Origin of the sequence: Streptomyces sp. NPDC059452 (assembly GCF_042750035.1) — a bacterium.
In the GTDB taxonomy this organism is placed as follows: Bacteria; Actinomycetota; Actinomycetes; order Streptomycetales; family Streptomycetaceae; genus Streptomyces.
The window spans coordinates 117,922-142,874 of the sequence record NZ_JBHYVE010000010.1 but is presented as its reverse complement, the minus strand read 5'-3'; the positions used below and the strand labels follow the sequence as shown (position 1 = coordinate 142,874).

Genomic DNA, 24,953 nt, shown 5'->3' with positions numbered 1-24,953 from the left:
GGGTCAGCCCTGCTGTTCCGCCGCCAGTACGGGGACGAGTCTGCGGACCGGCTCGGCCCCGCCCACCACCTCCACCTCGTAGAGACCGGCCCGGCCGGGGTGGAAGGTCGCGGCCAGGGCGTCCGGCCTCCCGGGCACCGGCTTCGCGGCGAGGTGGTGGACCTCGTCGAGCCCGCTCACCTCACGGACCACGAACGTCAGGTCCGCACCGGGGCCGGCCCCGTTCACCTCGACGCTGAACGGCGTGTGCGGCTCGACCCATTCCGGGGTGTGCAGCTCGAACTCGCCCGCACCGAGCAGGTCGCCCAGCTCGTCGGGGTGACGGAGCCCGCGCAGCAAGCCGCGGGCCATGTCGATGACGCTCTCGCTGCGGATGAGGGCGCCGTGCTCCTGGTGGACGGGGATGGGTCGGGCGTCGGAGCCCGGCAGATGTGCGGCGAACTGGTAGACGGTGCCGTCGCCCTTGCGGTCCTCGCGCCGGGGCCTTCCCCGGTCGTCCAGGAGCACCCTGCCCCCGTCCCGTACGAACATGTACCGCTGGGCGAGGGCGGCACCGTCGTCCAGCCGGTAGCTCTGCCAGGTCCGCTGCCCCATGCCGACCACCATGACGTGCTCCGGCAGCAGGGTGGACCGTCGGCTCGACCGCCAGTCCACGGTGGCCTGGGCCAGGTCGCGCCGGCCGCCCAGCGCCACGATGTCCTCGACGTCCGGCACCCGCATGTCGGCGCCTTCCTCGCAGGCCCGGTAGCCGGGGAGCAGGTCGTACAGCCCCGGCATGGTCGGGGTCACTTCCTGGAGCACCGTGGGCGGCAGGAGCAGCGGGGCGCCCTTGCCGGAGTTGAGCATCACGGCGGCCTTCACCGAGCCGCCGAAGGGGGTGCCGACGGTCATCACCGCACGGACGTCGTCGCGCAGGTCGCCGCGGTGCAGGGCTTCGCGGGCGAGCAGCCCGCCCATGGAGTGGGCGACGAACAACAGCCGCGCCGGTCCTGCCTCGGGGTGCCGGAAGCGGTAGTGCCTGTGTGCGGCGTGGTCGCGCCAGGCGTCGAGATGCCTGCGGGCCGCACGGGCGAGCAGGGCGCCGTTGTGCTCGACGGACAGCCGCCAGTCGTACGGGAAGGCGGAGACCGCGGCCCGGTCGAGCGCGGTACGCCGCAGCTGGGAGATCACCTCGTTGTACGGCTGGGCGGCGCCGAGCCCCGGCATCCAGTCGGCCACATTGAGGACACCGGTCGCCTCGACCCGGCCACTCTCCCCGGCCCGCTCGGCCTCGGTGACGGCGAGGCGCCGCAACCGCCGGGCGTGGGTGCGGGCGGAGTACTGGAACAGCCCCTTGACCCCCCACAACGGCGTGCCGGTCTCGACCTCGCGGAGCTTGCTGCCCATGATGCCGGGCACGACCATCACCGCGTCATGAAGCTGCCGTTCGGGTGCACGTAACCTGCTCATACCTTCGCCCCCCAGCGTTACCGATCGACACGTCCTGCCCCACCCAGCGGCGATCGGGGCCAGGACGTTAACACAGCCGGGTGCACCCCAAACTGGTTTTGATGGGAAATTTCGTCCAGGTGCACATACCGGCCAACGAGCAGCGGAGCCGGATCAGTTCCCAGCAGGACGCGCCACCCAACGACGCCGATGCGCGAGACCGGATTCCCGTGGGGGCCGGACGGGAACCGCCGACGTCCCATCCACGCACGCAAACGGCCCCGGACGAGGAGCCCGAGGCCGAACAGAAGCCCTCCCTGGAGGAGAAACCCCAGGTCAGATCAGTAATGCGCTGTGCCCCCGGCAGGATTCGAACCTGCGACACCCGCTTTAGGAGAGCGGTGCTCTATCCCCTGAGCTACGAAGGCGGGGATCTGCCCGGAAATGTGTCGAAAAGGCGCCATGAATGGAGTCGGTTTTGACACGTTCTGGACAGGCTGGTGATCGACCGGTGAGGGTCTGCTCGCCGCCGCCAGTGTAGCGGGTGGCGTGCTGGACGTAGGGGGTGGCTGGCTGGGGGACTCGCCCGGGGGTCAGGTGTGGCCGAGGTGGATCAACAGGGTTTCCTCGGCAAGCACCTGGTCCGCGTCGGTCAGCTCGTCCCGGCCCTGCTGTACGCGTACGTGATGGATCGCCCGGGCCTCGGCCGCGCACAACGTAGGCCGCGCACAACGTCGGCCGTCAGGACCTCGTCGACGACCGGGATCAGTCGGCCGACTCGACGGCCTCGCGTTCCCCGACCGGCGCGGCCAGCTCCGGCGCGTAGAGGGTCGCCAACGGCTCAGGGCCCGCGTACCGGCGGCAGGGGCACCGCTGGGCCTCGTCTGCCCCCGCCGACGAGGCCGGGACGGAGGCGTAGCACAGGGCGTCACGCGCATCGTGGTACGCAAGGTGATGCCCGCACCCGCACACCGGCTCCGGGCCGCTCAACGCCCGCGCCTTCGCCTTGCGCCGCTCGGCGGTCGCCTTCTTCAGCCGGTCGTACACGCCCCCTGCCACGTAGCCGCTCGCGAGAATGATCAGCGCGATCTCGAACCCCGTCAATGCTCCCCCTGTGGTGATCCGGCTTCTGTACGGGCCGTTCGGTGATCCTCGCATGCCGGTGGAGAGAAGTACCCGGAGCGGGGGTATCCGAACGGGTCTTCACCGTGGCGACCGCCTCGATGACGCTGTGCGCGGGGAAGGACCCCGCGGCGGTAGGCGGGCGGGGACGCGAAAGCGCCTTCGTGGGCCCGGGCTATATCCATCCGCGTCGGACGGCTTCGGCGCCCGCCTGGAACCGGCTCTGGGCGTCCAGCCTCTTCATCAGGTCCGACATGACACGGCGGACCGTCCGGATGGAGACCCCGAGCTTGCGCGAAATGCCCTCGTCCGTCAGGCCTTCCTCCAGCATCTTGAGCAGGGCCAGATCCCGCTCGCTGGGGCCGTCCAGGTCGGGGGCTGCGCTCTCTCCCAGGGGTGTGGCGCGGTCCCAGATGAGATCGAAGAGCTCGTTGAGGGCGGCGACCACGCTCTTCAGATGGATGACATAGGCGCCGGCCTGGCTTGAGTCCTGGTCCAGAGGGAGGACCGCGGCGGAACGGTCGCAGAGGATCAGCCGCATGGGAAGCGAAGGCAGGGTGCGCGTTCGGCCTCCCAGGGAAGAGAACCATGAGGCGTACTCGACTGTGGCCTGGTCGTTGCGCACGCTGTCCAGGTAGACGGTCTGCATGTGAACGCCCCGGGCGAGGGTCTGCTCGTCCAGAGGCTTGCAGGCGTCGAGTGCTGCCGTGCTCAGGGCTCCGCCGGGCATGAAGGCCCGCACCGACGAGCTGGCTTTCTGGGATATTTCGTGCAGCCGGATGCGTACGGCATCCACGCCGTCCAGGCGTTCCACGCCCTCGCTGCCGGCCTGGAATCTGAGGGATGCGTAGTCCGAGGCCAGCGTGGCGAGGGTGGCGCGGTCGCGGGACAGCCGGGCACGCTGCTCGTCGATCTCGGCCTCGATCCGCTGGAGCAGCGGGGCGATGCCGATCTCAGGGCTTACCGGTATGAAGGACTCGGCTCCCGCCGCAGAGTGCAGTAGGGACAACTCGGTCAGCCGGTCGAGTGCCGCCCGGACACCCGTCTCGGTGAGCCCTGTCTGCCGCGCTATATCGGTCAAGTCCCAGTTGGGGCACAGCAGAAGCGCACGGTAAACATCATGTTCCCGTCGTGTGAGACCGAGACTTTCGAGCACTGTTCCCCCATGATCAGTTCATGGTTGAAGCAGTTGGTCCGTCATCCTCAACCACGAGATGCGGATCATAACCCGAGCATCGGATTACTTGGCCTCTACAGCCTGTGCGATGGTGATCACACACCCTTCGGCGACCCGATAGCGTCCGTGGACGGACGTACCTCCCAGTTCGAAGCAAAAGCTGTCGAGGGCGGGATCGAATGTCATTTCTGCCTCCAGGAAATCCCGGAAGCGCCCGGTGAGCGGGTACAGAACTTTGTACGCGCTTTCTTTGGCGCTGAAGATGATCTTTGCTGAGGGTGTCCCGGATGGCAGGTCTTTCAGCCGGCTCAGCTCGGCAGTCGTGCACACGAGGGGGACGATCTCGTCGGGCAGATCTTCCGCGGTCTCCAGATCGATCCCGATGCCGGGCACATGGCCGGACCAAGCCACCGCCGCGGCACAGTACCCCGCGGCGTGAGTGATGCTTCCGACGACGCCCGAGGGCCACAGGGGGCATCTGCCAGGGCCGGACGCGACAGCGACGGGGGCGATACCCAGGCCACGCAGTGCGAGGCGGGCGCTGTGGCGCCCCACGGTGAATTCCCGCCGTCGCTGGGGCCCGGCATTGCGTACCACGTGCTCTTCCTCGGGGAAGAGCGGCGGAACTCCGGTGCTGTCCATGGACAGCACGGCTGTGGACACCCCTGGCGGGGCGAGCTCGGAGAGGTGGCGTTCGACGCGGAAGGCGTCATGGCCGTACCGGGCGGTTCGGCTCAATCCCATGCCCAGTTGTTCAGAACGGCCGAAGGCTTCACTCCCGCGACAGCGGTGGCGGTGGGTGCTGTTTCGTGGGACGCGTAAATCCTGACGGATGAAGGATCGGCATCCCAGGCCTGGGATGCCGGGATCAGGGGGGCGGCGACGAGGAGCGCGATGGACGCTGTCCTGAGGAACGCCTTCTTGGGGAATTTCATTTCACGCCTCTTGGGGATGACACTGCGTTCGGTTCCTTGTTCGGGCCGAACCGGCGAGCGGTGAGGAGGGCATCCGCGAGGGAATCCCCCGCTGTGCGAACCGGTTCGGGTTCCTCCGATCCTGATCGCTTTACAAGGTTGTTGCCAGCCAAATGCGGTGGCCGACAGGTGTCATGGCACCGGGCGGCCATGATCAGTCGGGGCCCGGTGTCAGCGTCGTCCCGGTGGCGGAGACGCCGAGGTAGAGGTCGCCGGCGCAGGAGGCGAGGCGCCAACTGGCCAGCCAGGGCCCCTCCAGCCAGTGTGACCAGGCGGTATGAGCCAGCCTCTCGGCGGCCAGCAGGTTCTCCGTGACCACGAATGTCATCGCCGCGACGTGGGGCGGCACGGCTCTGAGGGTGACGTGAGCGATTCCGGGCTGGGGTGTCTCCTCGATCCGGCCGGATATGTGGAGAAGTGGATTCCGGATGTCCGCGGGGGGCGGTTCACCGGGAATCAGCAGGACTTTGATGGCGTACACGGCAGCACCCTAGGCGGCGGCCCCGGACACCGGGCGACGTCATGCCGTGGCCGTCCGGTGTCATGGCCGGGAGCGGCCATCGGATTCGCTTTCACCGGCGAGATCCAGTCACATAATCGATCTGTGACGTGATGGCGGCCCCATCGGCCCCCGCGTCAGTCGGACCTGTTCAAAGCCAATTACCGGTAGCACGCCTGTGAACGGCGTCCCGGAGGCAGGACCTCGATCTCCTGCCGCCTTCGAGACTGGGTGGGGAAATGTCGCTGCGCGGCGATCACATCGCTATTGTCGGAATGGCCGCAAGGTTCCCGGGTGCCACTTCCGTGGACGAGTTCTGGAAGAACCTCTGCGAGGGGACCGAGTCCGTCGAGTGGCGCACGGCGGATGAACTCGATGAGATGGGGGTCGACGAGAGTGAATACGCATCCGACAGCTATGTCACCGCCTCCTACACGGCCGCCGAACTCGATGGCTTCGACCCGGGGTTCTTCGGTCTGACCCAGCGCGAGGCGGAGATCAAGGACCCGCAGCACCGCCTCTTCCTGGAGCTTTCCAACACGGCGCTCGAACACGCCGGTTACGACTTCCGGCGCATGTCCCGGCGTGTCGGCGTCTTCGGAGGTACTGCCAACAGCACCTATCGCGAGGACTATGTCTTCCGGAATACCGCCATCATGCGTGCGACCGGCGGAATGAGTGTCAGCGTCGGCAACTACCCCGACTACGTGGCCCCGCTCGTCTCGTACAAGTTCGGTTTCCTCGGCCCCAGCATCTCGGTCTACACCGCGTGCTCCACCTCGCTCGTGGCCGTCCACCTGGCCGCGCAGAGCCTGCGCAACGGCGAGTGCGAGGTCGCCCTCGCCGGCGGCGCCCAGGTGGACATGCCCCTGGGGGCCGGCTATGCCCACGTCGACGGCAGCATCTACTCCGCGGACGGTCATGTGCGCCCGTTCGACGCCGGAGCCAGCGGCACCATCTTCTCCAACGGCGGCGGTGTCGTCGTCCTCAAGCTCCTTGAGGACGCCCTCCGCGACGGCGACACCGTCCACGCCGTCATCCGCGGCTCCGCCGTGAACAACGACGGCGACGACCGGGCCGGATTCACCGCACCCGGAGCTCACGGCCAGACCGAACTGATCCTCGACGCCCTCAGCGACGCCGAGGTCGACCCGCGCTCGATCGGCTACCTGGAGGCGCACGGCACGGGCACGGTCGTCGGCGACCCCATCGAGATCAGCGCGATCAGCGAAGCCTATTCCCGCCACACCCAGGAGCGCGGCTACTGCGCACTCGCCTCCCTGAAGGGCAACGTCGGCCACCTCGGCCCGGCCGCCGGCATCGCCAGCCTCATCAAGGCGGCGTACGCGCTGCGTGAGGGCGTCATCCCCGCCAGCATCAACTGCGCGGAGCTCAACCCGGCGCTCGAACTGGAGAAGACCCCCTTCCGGCTCCAGCGGGAGACCACGCCCTGGGAAGCGGACGGCACTCCGCTGCGCGCTGCCATCAGCTCCTTCGGTATCGGCGGCACCAATGGCCACGCCATCCTGGAACGCGCCCCCGAGCCGAAGCCGGCCGCGCCGAGCGCCGAGGGGCGCCCGCATGTGCTGACCCTCTCCGCGCGCACCCCCGAAGCCCTGGAGACTGTCGCGGCGGACCTGGCCGCGCACCTGGAGACCCAGGACGCGGCCCTCGCGGACGTCGCCGCCACGCTGCAGGACGGACGGGGCGGGCACGACTTCCGCCGCGCGGTGGTCGTCTCGACCGCGGCCGAGGCGCCGGCGGCCCTGCGCCGGGAGGGCGATCCCGCCCTTGCCGTCGACGGCCGCGGTACCAAGGTGCACGAGGTCGCGTTCCTCTTCCCGGGGCAGGGCGCCCAGTACCCCGGCATGGGCCTGGGGCTGTACCGCACCCAGCCGGTCTACCGGCAGGCTCTGGACCGCTGTGCCGCCGTACTCGACAAGGTCCTGGACGTCGACCTGCTCGCCCTGCTGCATGCCGAAGCCTCGGACCCGCAGGCCGCGGAACTGCTCGCGGAGACCCGGATCACCCAGCCCGCGACCTTCGCCGTGAACTGGTCCCTTGCCCAGCTGTGGCAGTCCTGGGGGATCAGCCCGGCGGCCATGCTCGGTCACAGCGTCGGCGAGTACGTGGCTGCCGCCCTCGCGGGCGTCATGGACGTGGAGGACGCACTCCGCCTCGTCGCCGGCCGCGGCGCCCTGATGCAGTCCCTGCCGCGCGGAGCGATGCTGGCCCTGCCGCTCGACGCGGAGGCCGTCCGCCCGCTGCTGGAGGACCCCGACCTGAACGGCGAGGTGCAGCTCGCCGCCGCCAACTCGCCCTCGGCCAGCGTCGTCTCCGGCACTGGGGCGGCAGTGGAGCGGCTGCGTGGACTCCTGTCGGACATGGGGCTGGAGGCGACACCGCTGCGCACCTCGCACGCATTCCACAGCCACATGATGGATCCGATCCTGGAGCCCTTCCGAGACCTGGTCGCCACCGTCCGGCTGTCCGCGCCCTCCCTGCCGTACCTGTCGAACGTCACCGGCGACTGGATCACGCCCGAACAGGCAGTGGACCCCGACTACTGGGTTCGCCACCTGCGCGGTGAGGTCCGCTTCACCGCCGGGCTGGACACCCTGGCCCGCCGCGGCGGGCTGGTGCTGCTCGAAGTCGGCGCGGGCCAGGCCCTGTCGTCCTTCGCCCGGCAGCACGCCATGGTCGATGGCGGTCAGGTCACCGCCGCCCAGACCCTGCGCTCGCCCAACAAGTCCGTGGACGACGAGGCGTTCGCCCTCGCGGCCGTGGCCCGGCTGTGGGCGTCCGGCGTGAACGTCGAGTGGGACCGGGTCCGCGGAGCGGGCCCCTACCGTCGCGTCCCCCTGCCCACCTACCCCTACGAGCGCCGACGCTGCTGGGTCGCCCCGGACCCGGTCGACGAGTCCTCCACCGTGTCCTGGAGCCAGGGCGAAGGCACCAGGCCGCCGCTGGAGGCGCCGCTGTACGTGCCGGTCTGGACCGAGGCGCCGCTCCACCGGATGCGGGCGGACCACGCGCTCGGCGAGACCTGGCTGGTGCTCACCGACGATGACCGGAGGGGGCATGAGCTCATCGACGCCTGCCGCGACACCGGTGCGTACGTGGTCCCCGCCGTCGCCGGAACCGGCTTCTCGGACGAGGGCGACGGCTATGTCGTCGACCCCGACGACCCCACCGCCGTACGGGAGCTGCTGGAGGCGGCGTGGGGCGCCGGCCAGGCCCCGGACCGCCTGCTGTACGCCGTAGGCGTCTTCACCGAGGACGAGGCCTCACCCGCACTCGCCCAGCGCACCTACGACCGGCTGCTGCACCTCGCCCAGGCACTGGCCCGGGTGGCGCCGGAGAAGCTGGACCTCCTCGCCGTCACCGACCGGGCGCATGCCGTCACCGGTACCGAGGACGTGGTCCCGTACACCGCCACCGCCCGCGGGCCGATCATGGCGATCACGACCGAGGTCCCCGGAGTGCGCACCCGCCACCTCGACGTGCAGCTCACCGACGAGCCCGTCCGCCTGCACCGCACCATCGTGCGCGAGCTCGGCCAGGACAAGGACGAGCACGTGGCCGTGCGCGGCGCACGCCGCTGGGTCCGCGACTACCGTCCCGTGGCCAACGAGTCCGCTCAGGACGAGCTGCTGCGCGAGCAGGGCGTCTACCTGATCACCGGTGGTCTCGGTGGCCTCGGACTGGAGATCGCCAGGGACCTGGCCGCGCGCTGCCGTGCCCGGCTGGTCCTGCTCGGCCGCACCCCGCTGCCCGCGCGGGAGGAGTGGGACACGGTGCTGGCCGATCCGGCCACCGGCGCCGGGACACGCCGTCGCATCCGCGGCGTACAGGAACTGGAATCGCTGGGCGCCGAGGTGCTGGTGGTCGCCGCGGACGTGGCGGACGAGGCCTCCATGGCCGCAGCCGTGAACGAGACACGTGCGCGGTTCGGGGCCATCAACGGAGTCGTGCACGCGGCCGGCCTGCCCGGTGGCTCGCTCATGGAGATCCATACCCCTGAGGCTGCCGCACCGGTGCTCGGAGCGAAGACGACGGGCACGGTGCTGCTGGACCGTCTGTGCGGGGACGAGCTCGACTTCATGGCGCTGTTCTCGTCGATCATCGCCGTGTGCGGCGACTACGCGCACTCCGACTACGCCGCCGCCAACAACTTCATGGACTCCTTCGCCGCGTCCCGCGACGGATCCGGCCCCTACGTCGTCTCCATCAACTGGGCCGGCTGGAGCGAGGTCGGCATGGTGGCCGACGGCAACCTCTCGCAGGGCGCCCGGGACCTGGCCCGGGCCCACAGCACGTCGCTCGGGCACCCGCTCATGCACCGCCGCTACGACGACGAGTCGGCTCTGCGGGAGTACGAGAGCGAACTGCTGCCCGGCGCCCACTGGGTGCTGACCGACCACCAGCTCGACGGGACGGGTGTCATGCCCGGCACCAGCCTGCTGGAGATGGTCCGCGAGGCGGTGCGGGACACCTCGGGCGCCGAGCAGATCACGCTCTCGGAAGTCATCTTCATCGACCCGCTCACGGTCGCGGAGCACACCGTCATCCGGGTCCGGCTCTCCCCTGACGGCCAGGACGCCTGGACCTTCGAGGTGACCGCGCACGACGGCTCGGGCAGCGGGCCGCGTTCCCACTGCCGGGGCCGGGCCGCCGCGTACCGCGGGACCGAGCCCGCCCGGGTCGACCTGCCGGCGCTGCGAGCCGCGCTGCGGGCCGACGACCTCAGCGATCTCGACGAGTCGGGCGAGGGAGTGATGGCCTTCGGGCCGCGCTGGGACGTGGTCACCTCCTACCACCGGGGAGAGGACGGCCGAGGCCTCGCGGAGCTGCTGCTTCCCCAGGAGTTCCACCCGGACACCGACGGCCTCGCCATCCACCCGTCGCTGCTGGACCGGGCCACCTCGTTCGGCGCCGACGGCTTCGAAGGCCACAACTACCTTCCCTTCACCTACCGTTCGGTCACCGTGCTGCGTCCGATGCCCGCGCACTGCTGGGCGCTGCAGCAGCACCGCAGCGATCCGCAGCGGCCGGACTTCCTCGACGTCGACGTGACGATCACCGATGACGCCGGAATCCCGTGCGTCGTGGTCGAGGGCTACACCATGCGCTCCGTACGCCTGGATTCCGCACAGCCGCAGCAGGACGGGGCCACCGTCAGCTCGCAGCCGTCACAGCCGTCGCAGGTGCCCAGCGACCGGCTCCGTACCGTCGAGGGACAGGAGATCTTCCGACGCATCCTCGCCACCCGGCCCGGCTCACAGGTCATCGTCTGCCCCGAGGGGCTGTTCACCCGGCTGGCCCGGGTCCGCTCGTTCGGCACCGCGGAGCTGGGCAGCGCCGACGCTTTCGCCGACAGCCAGGCGGCCCGCACGCTGGACACCCCGTACATCGCTCCCGAGACCGAGGTCCAGGAGGTCCTCAGCCGTCTGTGGGGCGAGGCACTGGGCGTGGCCGAGGTCGGCATCGACGACGACTTCTTCGCGATCGGCGGATCCTCGCTGGTGGCGGTACAGCTCATCGCCCGGATCGCCGACCGCCTCTCGGTACGCCTCTCCGTGGCGGACCTGTTCGAGTACGCGACGGTGCGCACCCTGGGGGCCTCGGTGGAGGCACGGCTGATCGAGGTCCTCGCGTCGATGAGCGATGAGGAGACGCAGGCGATCCTGGGCGGGGGGACGGACGCATGAGCGTCGATTCCCCGGTCGAACTCTCCCCGGCCAAGAATGCCCTGCTGGCCAGGCTGCTGGCGGGCAAGGGCGCCGGGCTGGCCCGCCCGCAGGGCCCGGTCGCCTCGGGCAGGGTGCCCGGTGAAGTGCCGTTGACACCGGCTCAGGAGCGCATCTGGCTGGCCGACCAGCTGGCCGAGGCCGTGCCGCTGTTTACCCTCGGCTTCACGGCCCGCATGGACCGGGGTACGGACGCCTCCGAGGCCCAGCTGCTGCTGGAGGGCCTGGTCTCCCGGCATGCCGCGCTGCGCTCGCAGGTGGTCGTCACCGAGGGACGGCCCGTCATCCGGTTCCGTCCGGTCGGCGACTTCCGGATCGAGCACATCGCGCTGGGGCCGGAGTCCGACCCCGAGACCGGACGCCGCCTGGCGGAGCTGGAGCACGAGTGGCTCCGGCACCGGTTCGACCTGGCCGCACAGCCGTTGCTGCGCGTGGGGCTGGTGACCTTCCCGGACGCGGCGGCCCGGCTGCTGGTGGCGGTGCACCACCTCACGGTGGACGCCGCCTCCTTGCAGGTCATCCTCTTCGAGGTGCTGCACGGCGCGCCCGCGGCACCGGGGCTCGACTACCCGGACATCGCCCTGTGGGAGGCCGGCGGGGAACGCGTCGCCCTGCGCGGCCGACAGGTCGAGGAGGCCGTCGCCGCCCTCGCCGGAGCTCCGGAACCCGTCCGGCTGCCGCACGATCTGTCCCCGCCGGCCGAGCAGAGCTACCGCGCGGGCATTCACGACATCGAGCTGCCCGTGGCACTCGCGGACCAGGTGCGGGCCACCGCGCGGGCACTCGGCCTGTCGGATCAGATGATCCTGCTTGGCGTGTGGGCCCTGCTGATCGCCCGGTGGAGCGGCCGACGCGAACTGGTGATCGGGCTGCCGGTATCGGGGCGGGAGACCGAAGGCTCCTTCGGCGTGGTGGGACCGTTCATCAACACCCTCGTGCTGCGGCTGACCGTGACACCGGAGGACACAGTCGGCGCCCTCTTCGGCCAGGTCCGCACCCGCGTCGCCGAGGCACTGCGCCGACAGGACGCGCCGTTCAACGAGGTGATGGCCGAAGCGTACGGCCGGTCGGCACGGATCGGAGTGGTCTTCAACAAATACGCCGTCGACCCCGCGTTCTCCGCACTGGAAGGGGGACTTCCGCGCACGGCGGCGGAGAACGGCGTGGCACTGGAGATCGCGGATGACGGACGAGCCATGCGGCCCCGGCTCATCTATCAGCGGGAGCTCTACACCGAGGAGAGCATGGCGGCCCTGGGGCGCCGCTTCACCGAGGTGCTGCGGAACGCCTGCACCCGGCCGGAGAGCTCCGTACGTGAGGTTCTCGCTCTTCCCCGGCCGCTGCCCGGCGGGGTGAGCACCGCGGCAACCGGGTGCCCCGTCACCATGGCTGACCTGCTGCGCCGCAACGCGGGCCGGCCTGCCGTGGAGTCGGACCAGGAGAGCCTGAGCTACGGCGAGCTGAGCGACCGGGTCACGGCGCTGCGCGACCGGCTCCTGGAAGCCGGAGTCCGGCCCGGCCAGACCGTCTCGGTGACGACGACCCGTTCGGTGAACGCCCTTGTGGCGCTGCTCGCGGTCCTCGACGCGGCAGCGGTGTACGTACCGGTCCCGGCCGGCACACCGGACGGGAAGCGGCAGGAGATCCTCGCTTCCGCGCACCCGGCTGTCCTCGTGGAGGAAACCGCGCTGCCCGACGGGTCCGCGGGGCTGTCCGTCCGCCGTACCGGGGCCACGGACGGCGGCGGGCAGGCCGCACCCACGGCCGCGCTGTGTGCGGACGCCGCTGGATACTGCCTCTACACCTCCGGATCCACCGGCCGCCCCCGAGGCGTGGTCGTCCGCCGGGCAGGCCTGCTGGCGCATGCCGCGTCGGCCGCGGCCTCGTACGGCATCACGGACGAGGACCGCTGCCTGCAGTTCTCCGGGCACGGCTTCGACGTGTGGATCGAGCAGGCCGTCGTGGCCCTCACCGTGGGTGCCACGCTGGTGCTCCGGGGGGACGACCTGTGGGACCCCGCCGACTTCGCGGCCGAAGTGGCCGAGCGGCGGATCACCGTCGCCAATCTCCCCACCCCGTACTGGCACGAGCTGTGCGCCCGGGGCGAGCGGGTGCTGGATGCCCTGGCCGCAGGGCCGTTGCGTGAACTCCTCATCGGAGGAGAGGCGCTGGACCGCGGCGCCCTCGACACCTGGTTCGGACGGATCGCGGGCACCCCGCGGCTGAACAACGTCTACGGCCCGACCGAGGCCGTGATCACAGCAGTGCACGGCGGCCTGTCCCCGGCCGACGCCCCCTCGGCCCGGGTCCCGCTCGGCAACGCCATGGCGGGCCGGCACGCGTACGTGCTCGATGCCTGGGGCACCCCCGTCGAGCCCGGGGCGGTCGGCGAGCTGTACCTCGGAGGGCTCCTGGCCGACGGCTACCTGGACGCCCCACGGGCCACCGCGCTCCGCTTCCTGCCCGACCCGTTCGCGGGCGGCGGCCGGCGCATGTACCGCACCGGGGACATCGTGCGGCTGCGTCACGACGGGCGCCTGGAATTCCGGGGCCGCCGGGACGGGCAGGTCAAGCTCTCCGGCATCCGTACCGAACTCGGCGAGGTCGAGGACGTACTGCGCAGGCACCCCCTGGTCAACGAGGCCGTGGTGCTGTTCCGCGAGGAACCGCAGCCCCACCTCGTCGCCTGGGCCAGGCACGAGCGGGGCGTCACCGTGGCGGAGGCCGACCTGCGCACGCACCTCGGCGGTTACCTGCCCGCCGCCGCCGTCCCGCGGCGGATCCACGTCACCGGCGAACTGCCGCTCACCTCGGGCGGCAAGGTCGACCGGGTGGCGCTCAGGCGCGAGGCGGAGCGGGGGACCGAGGTGTCCGTGGCCCGGGCACCGGGCGTCGCCGATCACATCACCGAGGAACTGCTGCGCATCTGGGGAGGGCTCCTCGGCACCGGAGGAATCGGGCCGCAGGACGACTTCTTCACCCTGGGCGGCAGTTCACTGATGGCCACCCGGGTGGCCGCCGCGTGCACCGAGGTCTTCCGTACCCGGGTGACGCTCGCCGCGGTCTTCAACAACCCGGTCCTGGCGGACCTGTCCGCCCACATCCGGTGGCTGCTGGAGCACCAGCCCCGCACCGATGCCGGGGATTCGTCCCTGCCCGGGCCCCGCCGGCCCGAGGAGCAGGCGCGCATCCCGCTGTCGCGCGCTCAGCGCCGTTTCCTGTTCCTCTCCCGGTACGCGAGCGAGGCACAGGTCTACAACGTGCCGCTCACCCTGCGCATCGACGGGCCCGTGGACGTTCCCGCGCTGGCGGAGGCGGTCTGCGACGTCCTGGCCGCGCATGAATCGCTGAGGCTCCGGGTACCCGCCACGGCCGGTGAACCCGAAGGTCTCACCGGGCCGGTGGACCGTGCGCGGGTCCGTGCGGACCTGCGGCCGGTGCCCCTCGACACGTGGGGGCAGTGCCGGGAGCGGGCGGCGGCGCTGGCCGCGCAGCCGATGGACCTGAGTGCCGGACCGGTGCGGCTGGCCCTCATGGCAGGACCGGACAGCCATCTGCTCGTCGTCTGCGTCCACCACATCGCCTGCGACGGCGAGTCGGTCGAAACCATTGTGTGGCAGATCGCCCAGCGATATGCCGAGCACACCGGAGGTGCGGCCGGTCCGCTGCCCGCGATGGTCCAGTACAGCGACGTCGCGGCCCGGCAGGAGGCCGAAGCCGGCCCATCCGCGGGCGAGATGCTGCGCCGCCGCGCCGCGGCCCTGGAGGGCATCCGGCCCCTGGCGGGCCTGAGCCCGCGCGGCAGCGGCTTCGACCGTCGGGGGGCCGTCGTGCGGGTGGCCCTGGACGGAGCGGCGCTGAGCCGGGCCGCCGCCGGGATGGCGGTCACCTCGAACGCGGTCATGGTCGCCCTGTGGCAGCTCGTCCTGCACCGGTGGACCGGCCAGGAGAACTTCGCCGTCGGTCTCCCCGTGTCCTTGCGGACCGAGGAGGAACACCACCGTGTGGTCGGTCCGCTCCTGGGCACCATCGCGGTGCGCGCGGACTTCCCCGCGTACGGCACCCTCGCCGATCACGTGCGCCTGACCCAGCGCCGGCTCGCGGAGGCGTACGCGGACCGCTCCCTGCCCTTCGAGCAGCTGGTGCGGGAGGTCGCACCCGACCGGGAGGCCGCGGCCCTGCCGCTGTTCCAGACGCTGGTGGCCTGGGAGGGCAGCCGCGGCGTCCTGCGGGCGGCCGGGGCCGCCTTCCGCCCCGAACCCCTGGAATCCGGCGTCACCCAGTTCCCGCTGGCCCTGGAGGTGGTCGAGGACGGCACGGACGTCAAGGCCCTGGTGCGGTACAGCACGGCGCTGGTCGGTGACGACGAAGCACGCTTCCTGGCCGGGACGCTCGGCGAACTGCTCCGCGTACTCGCCGAGCACCCGGACCGGCCCCTGCACGCACTCGGCATCGGCGATGAGGCGCTGGTCCCCGGCTACGGCGAAGCCACACAGGCGGAGGACTTCCGCTCGCTGCCCGAACGGATCGCCGCGCTGCCCGGCGTGCGGCCTGCCGTGGCCGACGCGCACCGGGAACTCACCCACGCGGAGCTGGAACACGAGGTCGCCCGGGCGACGGGCCTGCTCCGTGCCTCCGGAGTGGTCCGGGGCGACCGGGTGTGCACGCTGCTGCCCCGGACCGTGGAAGCCGTGGTGGCGATGCTGGCGATCATGCGGTGCGGTGCGGTGTACGTGCCGATCGACCGGCACGCGCCGCGCGGGCGCATCGAACAGATCGTCCAGCAGGCCGGAGCCTCCCTCGTTCTCGTCCACCCTGACGATCCGGACGCGGCGGACGCGACGGCCGGTATCGCCGCGGCTGTCGCCCTGGGAACGGTCTGTGCCCCTGAGGACGTCGTCGCGCCGACGCCCTGGCCCATGCCGCACGACGCCGCGTACCTGATCTTCACCTCGGGTTCGACGGGCACGCCCAAGGGGGTTGTCGTCGGCCATGGTGAACTCACCGCCTTCCACGAGGCGATAGCGCCGGGCTGGGGACCGGACGAGACCCTGATCGCGGTGACGACGGTCGGTTTCGACGTGTCCGTCCTGGAACTCCTCGTCGCACTGTCCCTGGGTGCCCGCGTGGTGCTCCACGACCCGGGCCCGCTCTTCGACCCCGCGGACCTCGCGGCACGGATCGTGCAGGTGCGTGCCACCCGGCTCTACTCCGTTCCCACCCTCTGGGAGCAGTTGCTGACCACCGACGCGGACCTGAGCGGCATGACCGGGGGCTGCGGTGGTGAGGCGCTCTCCCCGGCCCTGGCCGAGCGTGCCCGTAGCCGCGGAGTCCATCTGCACAACCTCTACGGGCCCACCGAGACCGTCATCTGGGCCACCGATCAGCCGGTGGACGAGGTGGACCTCGGTCCGGCGGACGACGCTACGAGGCGCCCCCGCGTCCCGGTCGGCAAGGCCATCCCGGGGGTCGCCACGCATGTGCTGGACCGCTGGCTGAGGGCGGCCCGTACCGGTGCCGAGGGCGAACTGCACATTGCCGGACGCACCGTGGCGCAGGGCTACCACCGTGCCCCGGGGGCGACCGCCCTGCGCTTCGTGCCTGATCCCTTCGGCCCCGCCGGCGCACGGATGTACCGCACGGGCGACCGGATGCGGGAACTGCCCGACGGTTCACTGGAGTTCCTCGGGCGGACCGACGGCCAGGTGAAGGTGCGCGGCTTCCGCATCGAGCCCGGTGAGATCGAAGCGGTGCTCGCCGGTCACCCCGCGGTACGGGAAGCCGTCGTGGTCGTGCGGGAGGGACGGCTGGCCGCCCATGTCGTGCGGGCGGACGTGTCCGTCACGGCGGACGAGCTGCGCGAGTACGCCGCCCAGCGGCTCCCGGCGTACATGGTGCCGGCCGTCGCCGTCATCGCCGCCCTCCCCGTCACACCCAGCGGAAAGGTCGACCGCGACGCGTTGCCGGATCCCGTGCCCGCCGAGCGCCGCCACGGGGAGCCTCCCCGGGACGCGGTGGAGCGTGTTCTCGCGGAGATCTGGCGAGGGGCCCTCTCCGCCCCGGAACCGGGGCGGGAGGAGAACTTCTTCGACCACGGAGGGGACTCCATCAGCGCCCTGCGCATCGTCGAGCGGATCCGGCGGGTGCTGCGCACCGAACTCTCGGTCACCGATGTCTTCGAGGCCCAGACGATCGCACAGCAGGCCGCCATGGTCCGCACGGCCAACCCCCACGTCGACCGCATGGCGGCAGTGGCCGAACAACTGCTCATGTCCGCAAAGGCGAACCAATGACTGACATCTTCGACGACCCCGAGTTTCTGCGCCGGTTCGACGCGGAGATGCGGGCTCACGGCCTGGATCAGGCAACCGCCGCGGCGGCCGGGGAACCGCAGGACCCGACCCTCATGACCCGGGCCGAGACCCGGCTGTGGTTCCTCCACCGGCTCGACCCGCAGAGCCCGGTCTACAACATCGCGGCCGGAGTGCGACTCTCCGGACGTGTCGACGCTCCGCGACTGACCGAGGCCTTCCGCGCGGTCGTGGACCGGCACGACGCGCTGCGCACCGTGTTCGAGGACGACCGGGGCCGCCCCCGGGCCCGGGTCCTGCCCGCCGGTGAACTCCCTGCCCCGGTCACGACGGAGGAGTTCGCCTCGGCGGAGGACGCCCACGCCTGGCTGACCGGGCAGGCGCGGCTGCCCTTCGACCTCGCGGCCGGGCCGCTCGCCCGGCTGGCCGTGGCCCGGCTGGCCGAGGACGAGCACCTGATCTGCCTGAGCGTGCACCACATCACCGGAGACGGCGACAGTCTCGACCTGATCATCGGCGAGATGTTCGGCCGGTACGAGGGCTCCGCCCACGGGGCGACGGTCGCGCGCGTCGTCACCACGCCGGAGCCCGTGGCGGAGGAAGCGGATCTGGAATGGTGGCGTGCCCGCCTGGACGGAGCCCCCACTGTCCTCGACCTGCCGTCCGACCGGCCCCGCCCGGCCGTACGGGCCGGTCACGGCCGGCGCATCGAGCGGGTGCTGGACGAGCGCGCGGCCGCCGGTGTCACCGCCCTGGCCCGCGAGCTGCGCGTCACCTCCGCAGCCGTGCACCTGTCGCTCTACCGCTATCTGCTGCACGTCCTCACCGGCGAGAAGGACCTGCTGGTCGGCTGCCCCGTCACGACCCGCGGGGCCGAGGACGCCCTTCGCGTCGGCAATTACGTCAACATGGTGTGCCTGCGCGGCCCCGTCGGGGACAACCCGCGGGTCCGAGAGCTCGTCTCGCGGGTGCACCAGAACACCACCGAAGCCGTCGCCCACCGCGGACTGCCCTTCGAGCGGCTCGTCGAATCCCTGGACGTCGAGCGGGAGCGCGGCCGGTCCCCGCTGGTCCAGGCCGTGTTCAACCACCGCCGCACCGACATCGCGGCCCGTGAACTGCCCAGCGGCCTCTCCGCGGAGCGGCTCGAAATCGACCTGTCCGTCTCCAAGTTCGACCTGACGCTCACCGTCGAGGAGGCCCCGGACGGAACCCGCCTCTACCTTGAGTACGACAGCGACCTGATCGAGACCGGCACCGCCCGCAGCTGGCTGGGGAGCTACGAAGCCCTGCTCACCCAAGCGGTGACGGCCCCGGAAGCACGCCTGGCAGACCTGAGCCTGGGCGGTGAGCCCCCACGGGCCACGGCCGGTACCCGCAGGCCCCCCGCCCTCGGTCCGCGCGGAGTCGTCGGCTGGTTCGAGGAGCAGGCGGCCGCCCACCCCGAGCGCGAAGCCGTCGTACACGGCCCGCACCGCGTCACGTACGGCGAACTCGACCGCCGCGCCGGGGCGCTGGCGCGGCTCATCGCACGACGGGTCAGCGATCCCCGTACTCCGGTGGCCGTACTGACCCGGCGCGGTGTGGACCTGGTGGTGGCGATGCTGGCGGTGGCCAAAGCAGGTCTGACCTGCCTCCCGCTCGACGAGGAGCACCCGCGGCTGCGTCTGCGGTCGCTGGTGACGGACGCGGGCACCGGCCTCGTCGTCGGCGACTCCGCCCTCGTCGAACGGGCCGGCCTGGGCGGCCTGGACGTCCTCGCGGTCGACCGGCCCGGCGATCAGGACTCCGTCAGCCCCGCCGAAGAGCCCGCTGTCCCGTCCGCCTCATCCCTGTACCGGATCTACACCTCGGGTTCCACCGGCGCCCCGAAGGGCGTCACCGTCACCCATGGGCACCTCGCGTCCCTGCTCGTCGAGGGCCGGTCCGCGCTCGGGTACGGGGAGAACGACCGGTGGACCCTCTTCCACTCGATCGCGTTCGACTTCTCCGTCTGGGAGATGTGGGCCCCCCTCACCACGGGCGGCACGGTCGTCGTCGTCGATCGCGACATCGCCCGTACCCCCGACCGTTTCCTGAAGCTCTTGATCGACGAACGCGTCACCGTCCTCAACCAGACGCCGACCGCGTTCCACTCCCTCGTGCATCTGTGGGCAGGCACCCACGCACCCTTCCCGAGCGCGCTGCGCCTGGTCGTCTTCGGCGGTGAGGCACTCAAGCCGGCCGCCCTGCGACCCTGGTTCGGGCTTCCCGTCAGCGACCGGCCCCGGCTGGTCAACATGTACGGCATCACCGAGACGACCGTGCACGTCACCCAGCGGGAGATCACGCGGGCGGATGCGGAGCGGCCCATGACGGGCAGCCCCATCGGCGTACCGCTGCCGCACCTGAACACGTACGTGCTCGACCCGTGGATGCGTTCCCTGCCACCGGGAATCCCCGGCGAGCTGTACGTCGGCGGCCACTCCGTGGCCCTGGGCTACGCGGGCCGGGAGGCCCTGACCACGACCCGGTTCATGCCGGATCCCTTCGCCGCCGACGGCAGCCGGATGTACCGGACCGGCGACCGCGTACGGCTGCTCCCCGACGGGCAGCTGGAATTCCTCGGCCGGATGGACGCCCAGGTCAAGGTGCGCGGCTTCCGCGTCGAGCCCGGGGAGGTCGAGGCGGCCGTCGCCGCCCACCCGTCGGTCGCCGCCGCTGGTGTCATCGCCGACAGCAGCCGCCTCATCGCCTTCGTCGTCCCCTCGCACGGTGAGCTGAACGCCTCGGAGCTCCGCACCCACCTGGCCGCACGGCTGCCCGCGCACATGGTCCCCGTCCTGGTGGAGGCCGCGGACCTGCCGAAGACCGTCAACGGCAAGCTGGACAGGGCCGCTCTGCGCGAGCGGGCCCGCGGCGCACAGCTCGCCGAGGCCGCAGGCGCGCCCTACCGCGCACCCCGGGGCCGGGCCGAAACGGTGATCGCCGCGATCTGGTCGGACGTCCTCGGACGGGAACGGGTGGGCGCGGACGACAACTTCTTCGAGCTCGGGGGCGATTCGATCAGGGCCGTGCAGGTTGCCGCGCACGCTCAGGAGCAGGGACTGTCCCTCGCCGTGGCGGATGTCTTCGCCGCGCAGACCGTTGCCGAACTCGCCGTCGCGGCAGGTGCGTCGGACAGCGGCCCGCCGGTCGTGACCAGGCCCTTCGAGCTGGTCGACCCGGCGGACCGGGAGGCGCTGCCCAAGGACTGCGAGGACGCGTATCCGCTCACCATGCTCCAGCAGGGCATGGTCTTCCACCAGCTCGACGACGCCGCCTACCTCAACGTGACCGCCGTCGCGGTCCGGGCCGCACTCGACGAGGAACTGCTCCGTTCCGCGCTGGCCCATGTGATGGCACGCCACGCGGTGCTGCGCACCTCCTTCGACCTGTCCTCGTACACCGAGCCGCTCCAGCTGGTGCACCGCGAGGTCGAGCCTCCGGTCACCTTCGTCGATCTGCGCGCCTGCGACGGGACGCCGCTCCCGGCCGACGAGGCGGCGGACCACGTGGACACCTGGATGCGCGAAGAGCGCGGACGGGTCCTCGACCTCACCCGGGCCCCCCTGTTCCGGATCACCGTCCAGCAGGCGGACACGGAGCTCTTCTGGTTCTGCGTGACCGAATGCCACGCCATCCTCGACGGCTGGAGCTTCACCTCGACCGTCTCCGAAATCCTCCGTGCGTACGAGGAGCTGCTGACGGGCGGTGAACTGCTGGCGGGTCGGCCCCCGGCAACGCTCTTCCGCGACTACGTGGTGCAGGAACGGGCCGCCCTCGCGGACCCGGAGGCCCGGGCCTACTGGGCGGAGGCGCTGGACGGCGCCGAGCCGCTGGACCTGCCCCCGCGCCGCGGTGAGCAGCCGGCCGCCGCGGAGCGGAGGGTCGTCCCCCTGCCGCTCGAAGTGCAGCGCGGTCTCGAACGGCTCGGCGACCGGGAGGGCCTCCCCGTCAAGGACGTCCTCCTCGCGGCGCACGCTGCGGTCCTCGCACTCTGGACGGGCCGGGACGAGGTGCTCACCGGTCTCGTCGTCAACGGGCGCCCCGGGACGGCGGGAGCCGAGGACACCCGCGGGATGTACCTCAACACCCTGCCGGTGCGGATCCGAACGGCCGGCACGACCGGGACCACCCTGGTGAAGGAGTGCTTCCAGGCGGAGACCCGGCTGCTGCGCCACCGCGCCTACCCCGGCGCCGCGCTGGAGCGGCGCAGCGCGTACGGGCGACTCGTCTCGGCGGTGTTCAACTACACCCGCTTCCACGCCCTGGGAGAGGTCGGGAAGGGCAAGGACGGGCCGTCGGCCGTCCGTCTCTCCGGAGAGTTCCAGGAGATCGCACCGACCAACTATCCCCTCTACGTGTCCTTCGACCACGGCGCCGACGAACTTCACGGCCATCTCGCGCTGCTGCTCGCCGCGTCTCCGCGCCACTTCGCGGACTGGGAGACCGACCAGCTCGTCGAGCTGTACCGCGCCGTCCTCGGCTGGCTCGCCGCCGAGCCCGAGGAGCCGCTGGCCACCCGGCACCTGCTCACGCCTGCCCGGCAGCACGAGATCGTGAGCGAATGGGGCCAGGGTCCTCGGACCGGCGCCGGGCCGACGGCCGTGCCGGAGCTCGTCCGGGCCCGCGTCCTGGACCGTGCGGAGGCGCCGGCGGTCACCGACGCCCGGGGCACACACAGCTACCGGGCCCTCGCCCGGACCGCTGCCGCCCTGGCCCAGGAGCTCACCGCCGCCGGCGTCACCGCAGGCGACACGGTCGCCGTCGCGCTGCCCCGGCGTATGGAGCTGATCGCCGCGGTCCTCGCCGTCTGGAACCTCGGTGCGGTCTACGTGCCGCTCGACCCGGCCCAGCCCGCGGCCCGGGCCCGGCTCATCGCCGAGGTGGCCCGGCCCCGTGCCGTGATCGCGGACGCCGCCACCGTCGGCATGGTGCCGCCGGGCAGTACGACCATCCGCGCGGACCGGCCGGCCGGGCTTCGGGAGACCGGCCCGGACCACGCGGTCGGTTCCGCCGCCGTCGCCTACGCGATGTTCACCTCGGGCTCGACCGGGCGCCCCAAGGGGGTGGCGGTGCCGCACGGGGCGCTGGCCGCCTTCGCCGAGGCCGCGACCGCCGACTGGAGCGAGCGGGACACGGTACTGGCCGTCACCACGGCGGGGTTCGACATCTCCCTCGTGGAACTGCTGCTGCCGCTGACCGTGGGTGCCCACGTGGTCCTGCACGACACCGGAGGGGTACTCGACCCCGTGGCTCTCGCCACTGCCCTGCGCCGGTCGGGTGCGACCCTGCTGCAGGCGACGCCCACCGTCTGGGGGGCCTTGGCGGAGACGCCGGGCGACCTGGCCGGACTGCGCGGCTGGTGCGGTGGCGAGGCCCTCCCCGCTCCGGTGGCGGAGGCCCTGCTGAAGCGCGGCGTACGGCTCCGGAACTGGTACGGACCGACCGAGACCACGATCTGGTCGACCGCACTGGAGGTGGGAGAAGGCCTGCTGGACCGCGGTGTGGTGCCCATCGGCCGACCGCTGCCCGGCGAGCAGGTGTACGTCCTCGACGCGGCCCTGCACCCGGTGCCCCCCGGCGTCGTGGGTGACCTCTACATCGCTGGCCGCGGACTGGCGCAGGGGTACACCGGCCGGCCGGACCTGACATCCCGGCGGTTCGTCCCCGATCCCTTCGCCGACGGTGGCGCCCGCATGTACCGCACCGGCGACCGCGCGCGTTGGCGTACCGACGGCCTGCTGGAGTTCCGGGGCCGGGACGACGGCCAGGTCAAGGTGCGGGGGGTACGCGTCGAGGTGGCCGACGTGGAGTCCGTGGTCCACTCCCACCCGTCGGTCGGCCAGGCCGGGGCGGTGCTGCGGGACGACCGGCTCATCGCGTTCGTCGTCGCCCGGCCGGGCGACGACGGGACCTTCGACGCGGCTGCGGTACGCCGCCACGCCGCGCTGACTCTGCCCGCGCCCGCCGTTCCCCTGATCGTCCCGGTTCCGCGTCTGCCGCTGAACGCCAACGGCAAGGTGGACCGCAAGGCCCTGCGGGACATCCCGGTGCCCGACGAACGCCCCGCCGACGCCGCCCACGCCGAGCCACGGACACCGCTGGAGGAAGACCTCGTAAGAATCTGGCAGGAGGTGCTCGGCACCGAACGCGTCGGCAGGACGGACGATTTCTTCGACCTCGGCGGTGACTCGCTGCGCGCCCTGCGCGTGTCCGCGAAGGCCGCCGGCAAGGGGCTTCGGATCAGCCCCGCCGATCTGTTCCGCACCCCGGTGCTCGGCGACCTCGCGGCGGCCCTCGAAGCCGCGCGGCCGGCGCCGGTCACCGTCTTCGAAGAAGGTCCGGGATCCGTTCCGATCCCGCCCCGAGCCCGTGTCTTCCTCGACCGGCTCGGCGACGACCCCGCCCTGGAACACCTCTTTCACTACCTGGACCTGGACACCGACCTGGACCCCGGCACCGTGCTGGCAACCCTGAACTGGATGGCGCGCCGCCACAGCGCGCTGCGGATGCGGTGGCGGCGTACCGCATCGGGCTGGGTGCAGGAACTGGCCGACCGGGCGGAGCTGGTCACGTTCCGGACCCTGGACCTTCGCGAGGCCGGACCGGACGAACAGGCCGCACGGCTCGGGGAACTCGAACGCACCGCCCGCGCCGTGACCGATCTCGGGACCGGTCCGGCCTGGTCCGTGACGCTGGTACGGCTCGGGCCGGATCACTGCCGACTGCTCTTCGCACTGCACCACCTCGTCGTCGACGGGTACTCCTGGCAGCCGCTGCTGGAGGACTTCGCCCTCGGGTACGAGCACCTCTCCGCAGGCGTGGAGCCGGATGCTCCCGCGGGCGACGGATTCGTGGCCTGGGCCCGCGCGAGTGAGAAGGCCGCCCGGCACCCCCGGGTCCAGGAACTCGCCGACCACTGGGCACACGTACTCGATGGCTTCGAGCCCGTACCCGTGGACCACGACCCGGGGCCGCCGACCCGCGGAGAGCAGTACCGGGTGTCCCTGGCCCTGGACGTCGCGCGGACCGCGCGGCTGCGCGAACTGCGCGACCGACAGGGGCATGTGGCGATGGAGGCGGCCCTGGCCACCGCGATGGCGCGGGCCTATCACCGCTGGGCCGACGGCCGACCGCTGCTGCTGGGCATCCGCACCCAGGGCCGGGACGGCTTCGGCGGGGTGACGGGCCCCGAGCCCGACGTGAGCGCGGCCGTCGGCTGGTTCACCGGCATGTTCCCCGTACACATCGGCGGGGAGCCGGCCGAGGAACCTCTGGCGACCCTGCACCGTGTCGGCCGGCTGATCCCCACCGAACCACTGCTGCGCAACTCCTTCGGGCTGCTGCGCTATCTGGCGGAGGGCACGCCGGGCGCGCAGCGGCTGAAGGATCTGCACCAACCCCCGGTTCATCTCAACTACTTCGGGGAGCGCACACGCGGTGCGTTCTTCGGGCACGAGTCGTACGTACGGCTCCTGGACCCGCCGTCGGCCCCGCTTCACGACCCCGGGGCACAGCCGGAAGCCGTCGTCGAAATCGAATTCGAAATCGTCGGCGGCGCCCTCGAAGGCGCATTGCTCTACAGCGGCCGGCATTTCACCCGTCGGCGCGCCGAGCAGTACGCGGCGCTCATTCGGCAAGAACTCACATTGCTCGCACAACTCTGAG

Annotated in this window: 9 protein-coding genes and 1 tRNA gene; 3 read left to right on the top strand and 7 right to left on the bottom strand. The window is 71.7% G+C overall.

The window, feature by feature from the left end; translation table 11 throughout:
- Nucleotides 1-3 precede the first annotated feature (3 nt).
- From ACFW9Z_RS15995 to ACFW9Z_RS15965, 7 genes are all read right to left on the bottom strand, one after another.
- Nucleotides 4-1,449, bottom strand: a complete 1,446-nt coding sequence (locus ACFW9Z_RS15995; protein ID WP_384640306.1) for an esterase/lipase family protein — start codon at nucleotides 1,447-1,449, stop codon at nucleotides 4-6.
- Between the two features lie 334 nt (nucleotides 1,450-1,783).
- Nucleotides 1,784-1,856, bottom strand: a tRNA-Arg gene (locus ACFW9Z_RS15990).
- Between the two features lie 165 nt (nucleotides 1,857-2,021).
- Nucleotides 2,022-2,144 carry a hypothetical protein gene (locus tag ACFW9Z_RS15985; RefSeq protein ID WP_384640303.1) on the bottom strand — a complete coding sequence of 41 codons (123 nt, stop codon included), beginning with the start codon at nucleotides 2,142-2,144 and terminating at the stop codon, nucleotides 2,022-2,024.
- A 49-nt stretch (nucleotides 2,145-2,193) separates the two neighbouring features.
- Entirely contained in the window at nucleotides 2,194-2,532 is a 339-nt protein-coding gene (locus ACFW9Z_RS15980; protein WP_384640301.1) for a hypothetical protein, read from the bottom strand.
- Nucleotides 2,533-2,725: 193 nt separating this feature from the next.
- Nucleotides 2,726-3,631 carry a LuxR C-terminal-related transcriptional regulator gene (locus tag ACFW9Z_RS15975; protein WP_384640298.1) on the bottom strand — a complete coding sequence of 302 codons (906 nt, stop codon included), beginning with the start codon at nucleotides 3,629-3,631 and terminating at the stop codon, nucleotides 2,726-2,728.
- Between the two features lie 159 nt (nucleotides 3,632-3,790).
- Nucleotides 3,791-4,471 (bottom strand): 4'-phosphopantetheinyl transferase, encoded by a 681-nt coding sequence (locus ACFW9Z_RS15970; RefSeq protein WP_384640295.1) that lies wholly within the window; start codon nucleotides 4,469-4,471, stop codon nucleotides 3,791-3,793.
- A gap of 384 nt (nucleotides 4,472-4,855) precedes the next feature.
- Nucleotides 4,856-5,182 carry a hypothetical protein gene (locus ACFW9Z_RS15965; protein ID WP_384640292.1) on the bottom strand — a complete coding sequence of 109 codons (327 nt, stop codon included), beginning with the start codon at nucleotides 5,180-5,182 and terminating at the stop codon, nucleotides 4,856-4,858.
- A 257-nt stretch (nucleotides 5,183-5,439) separates the two neighbouring features.
- Between ACFW9Z_RS15965 and ACFW9Z_RS15960 the strand changes: the two genes are divergently transcribed.
- From ACFW9Z_RS15960 to ACFW9Z_RS15950, 3 genes are read left to right on the top strand one after another with little or no spacing between them, the layout of a single operon-like run.
- Nucleotides 5,440-10,911, top strand: a complete 5,472-nt coding sequence (locus tag ACFW9Z_RS15960) for an SDR family NAD(P)-dependent oxidoreductase (RefSeq protein ID WP_384640289.1) — start codon at nucleotides 5,440-5,442, stop codon at nucleotides 10,909-10,911.
- A complete protein-coding gene (locus tag ACFW9Z_RS15955) occupies nucleotides 10,908-17,243 on the top strand; it encodes an amino acid adenylation domain-containing protein (RefSeq protein ID WP_384640286.1) in 6,336 nt (2,111 codons plus the stop codon). The genes ACFW9Z_RS15960 and ACFW9Z_RS15955 overlap by 4 nt, the downstream gene beginning before the upstream one ends.
- Nucleotides 17,240-24,952 carry an amino acid adenylation domain-containing protein gene (locus ACFW9Z_RS15950; protein WP_384640284.1) on the top strand — a complete coding sequence of 2,571 codons (7,713 nt, stop codon included), beginning with the start codon at nucleotides 17,240-17,242 and terminating at the stop codon, nucleotides 24,950-24,952. Before ACFW9Z_RS15955 ends, ACFW9Z_RS15950 begins: the two co-directional genes overlap by 4 nt.
- Nucleotide 24,953 lies beyond the last annotated feature (1 nt).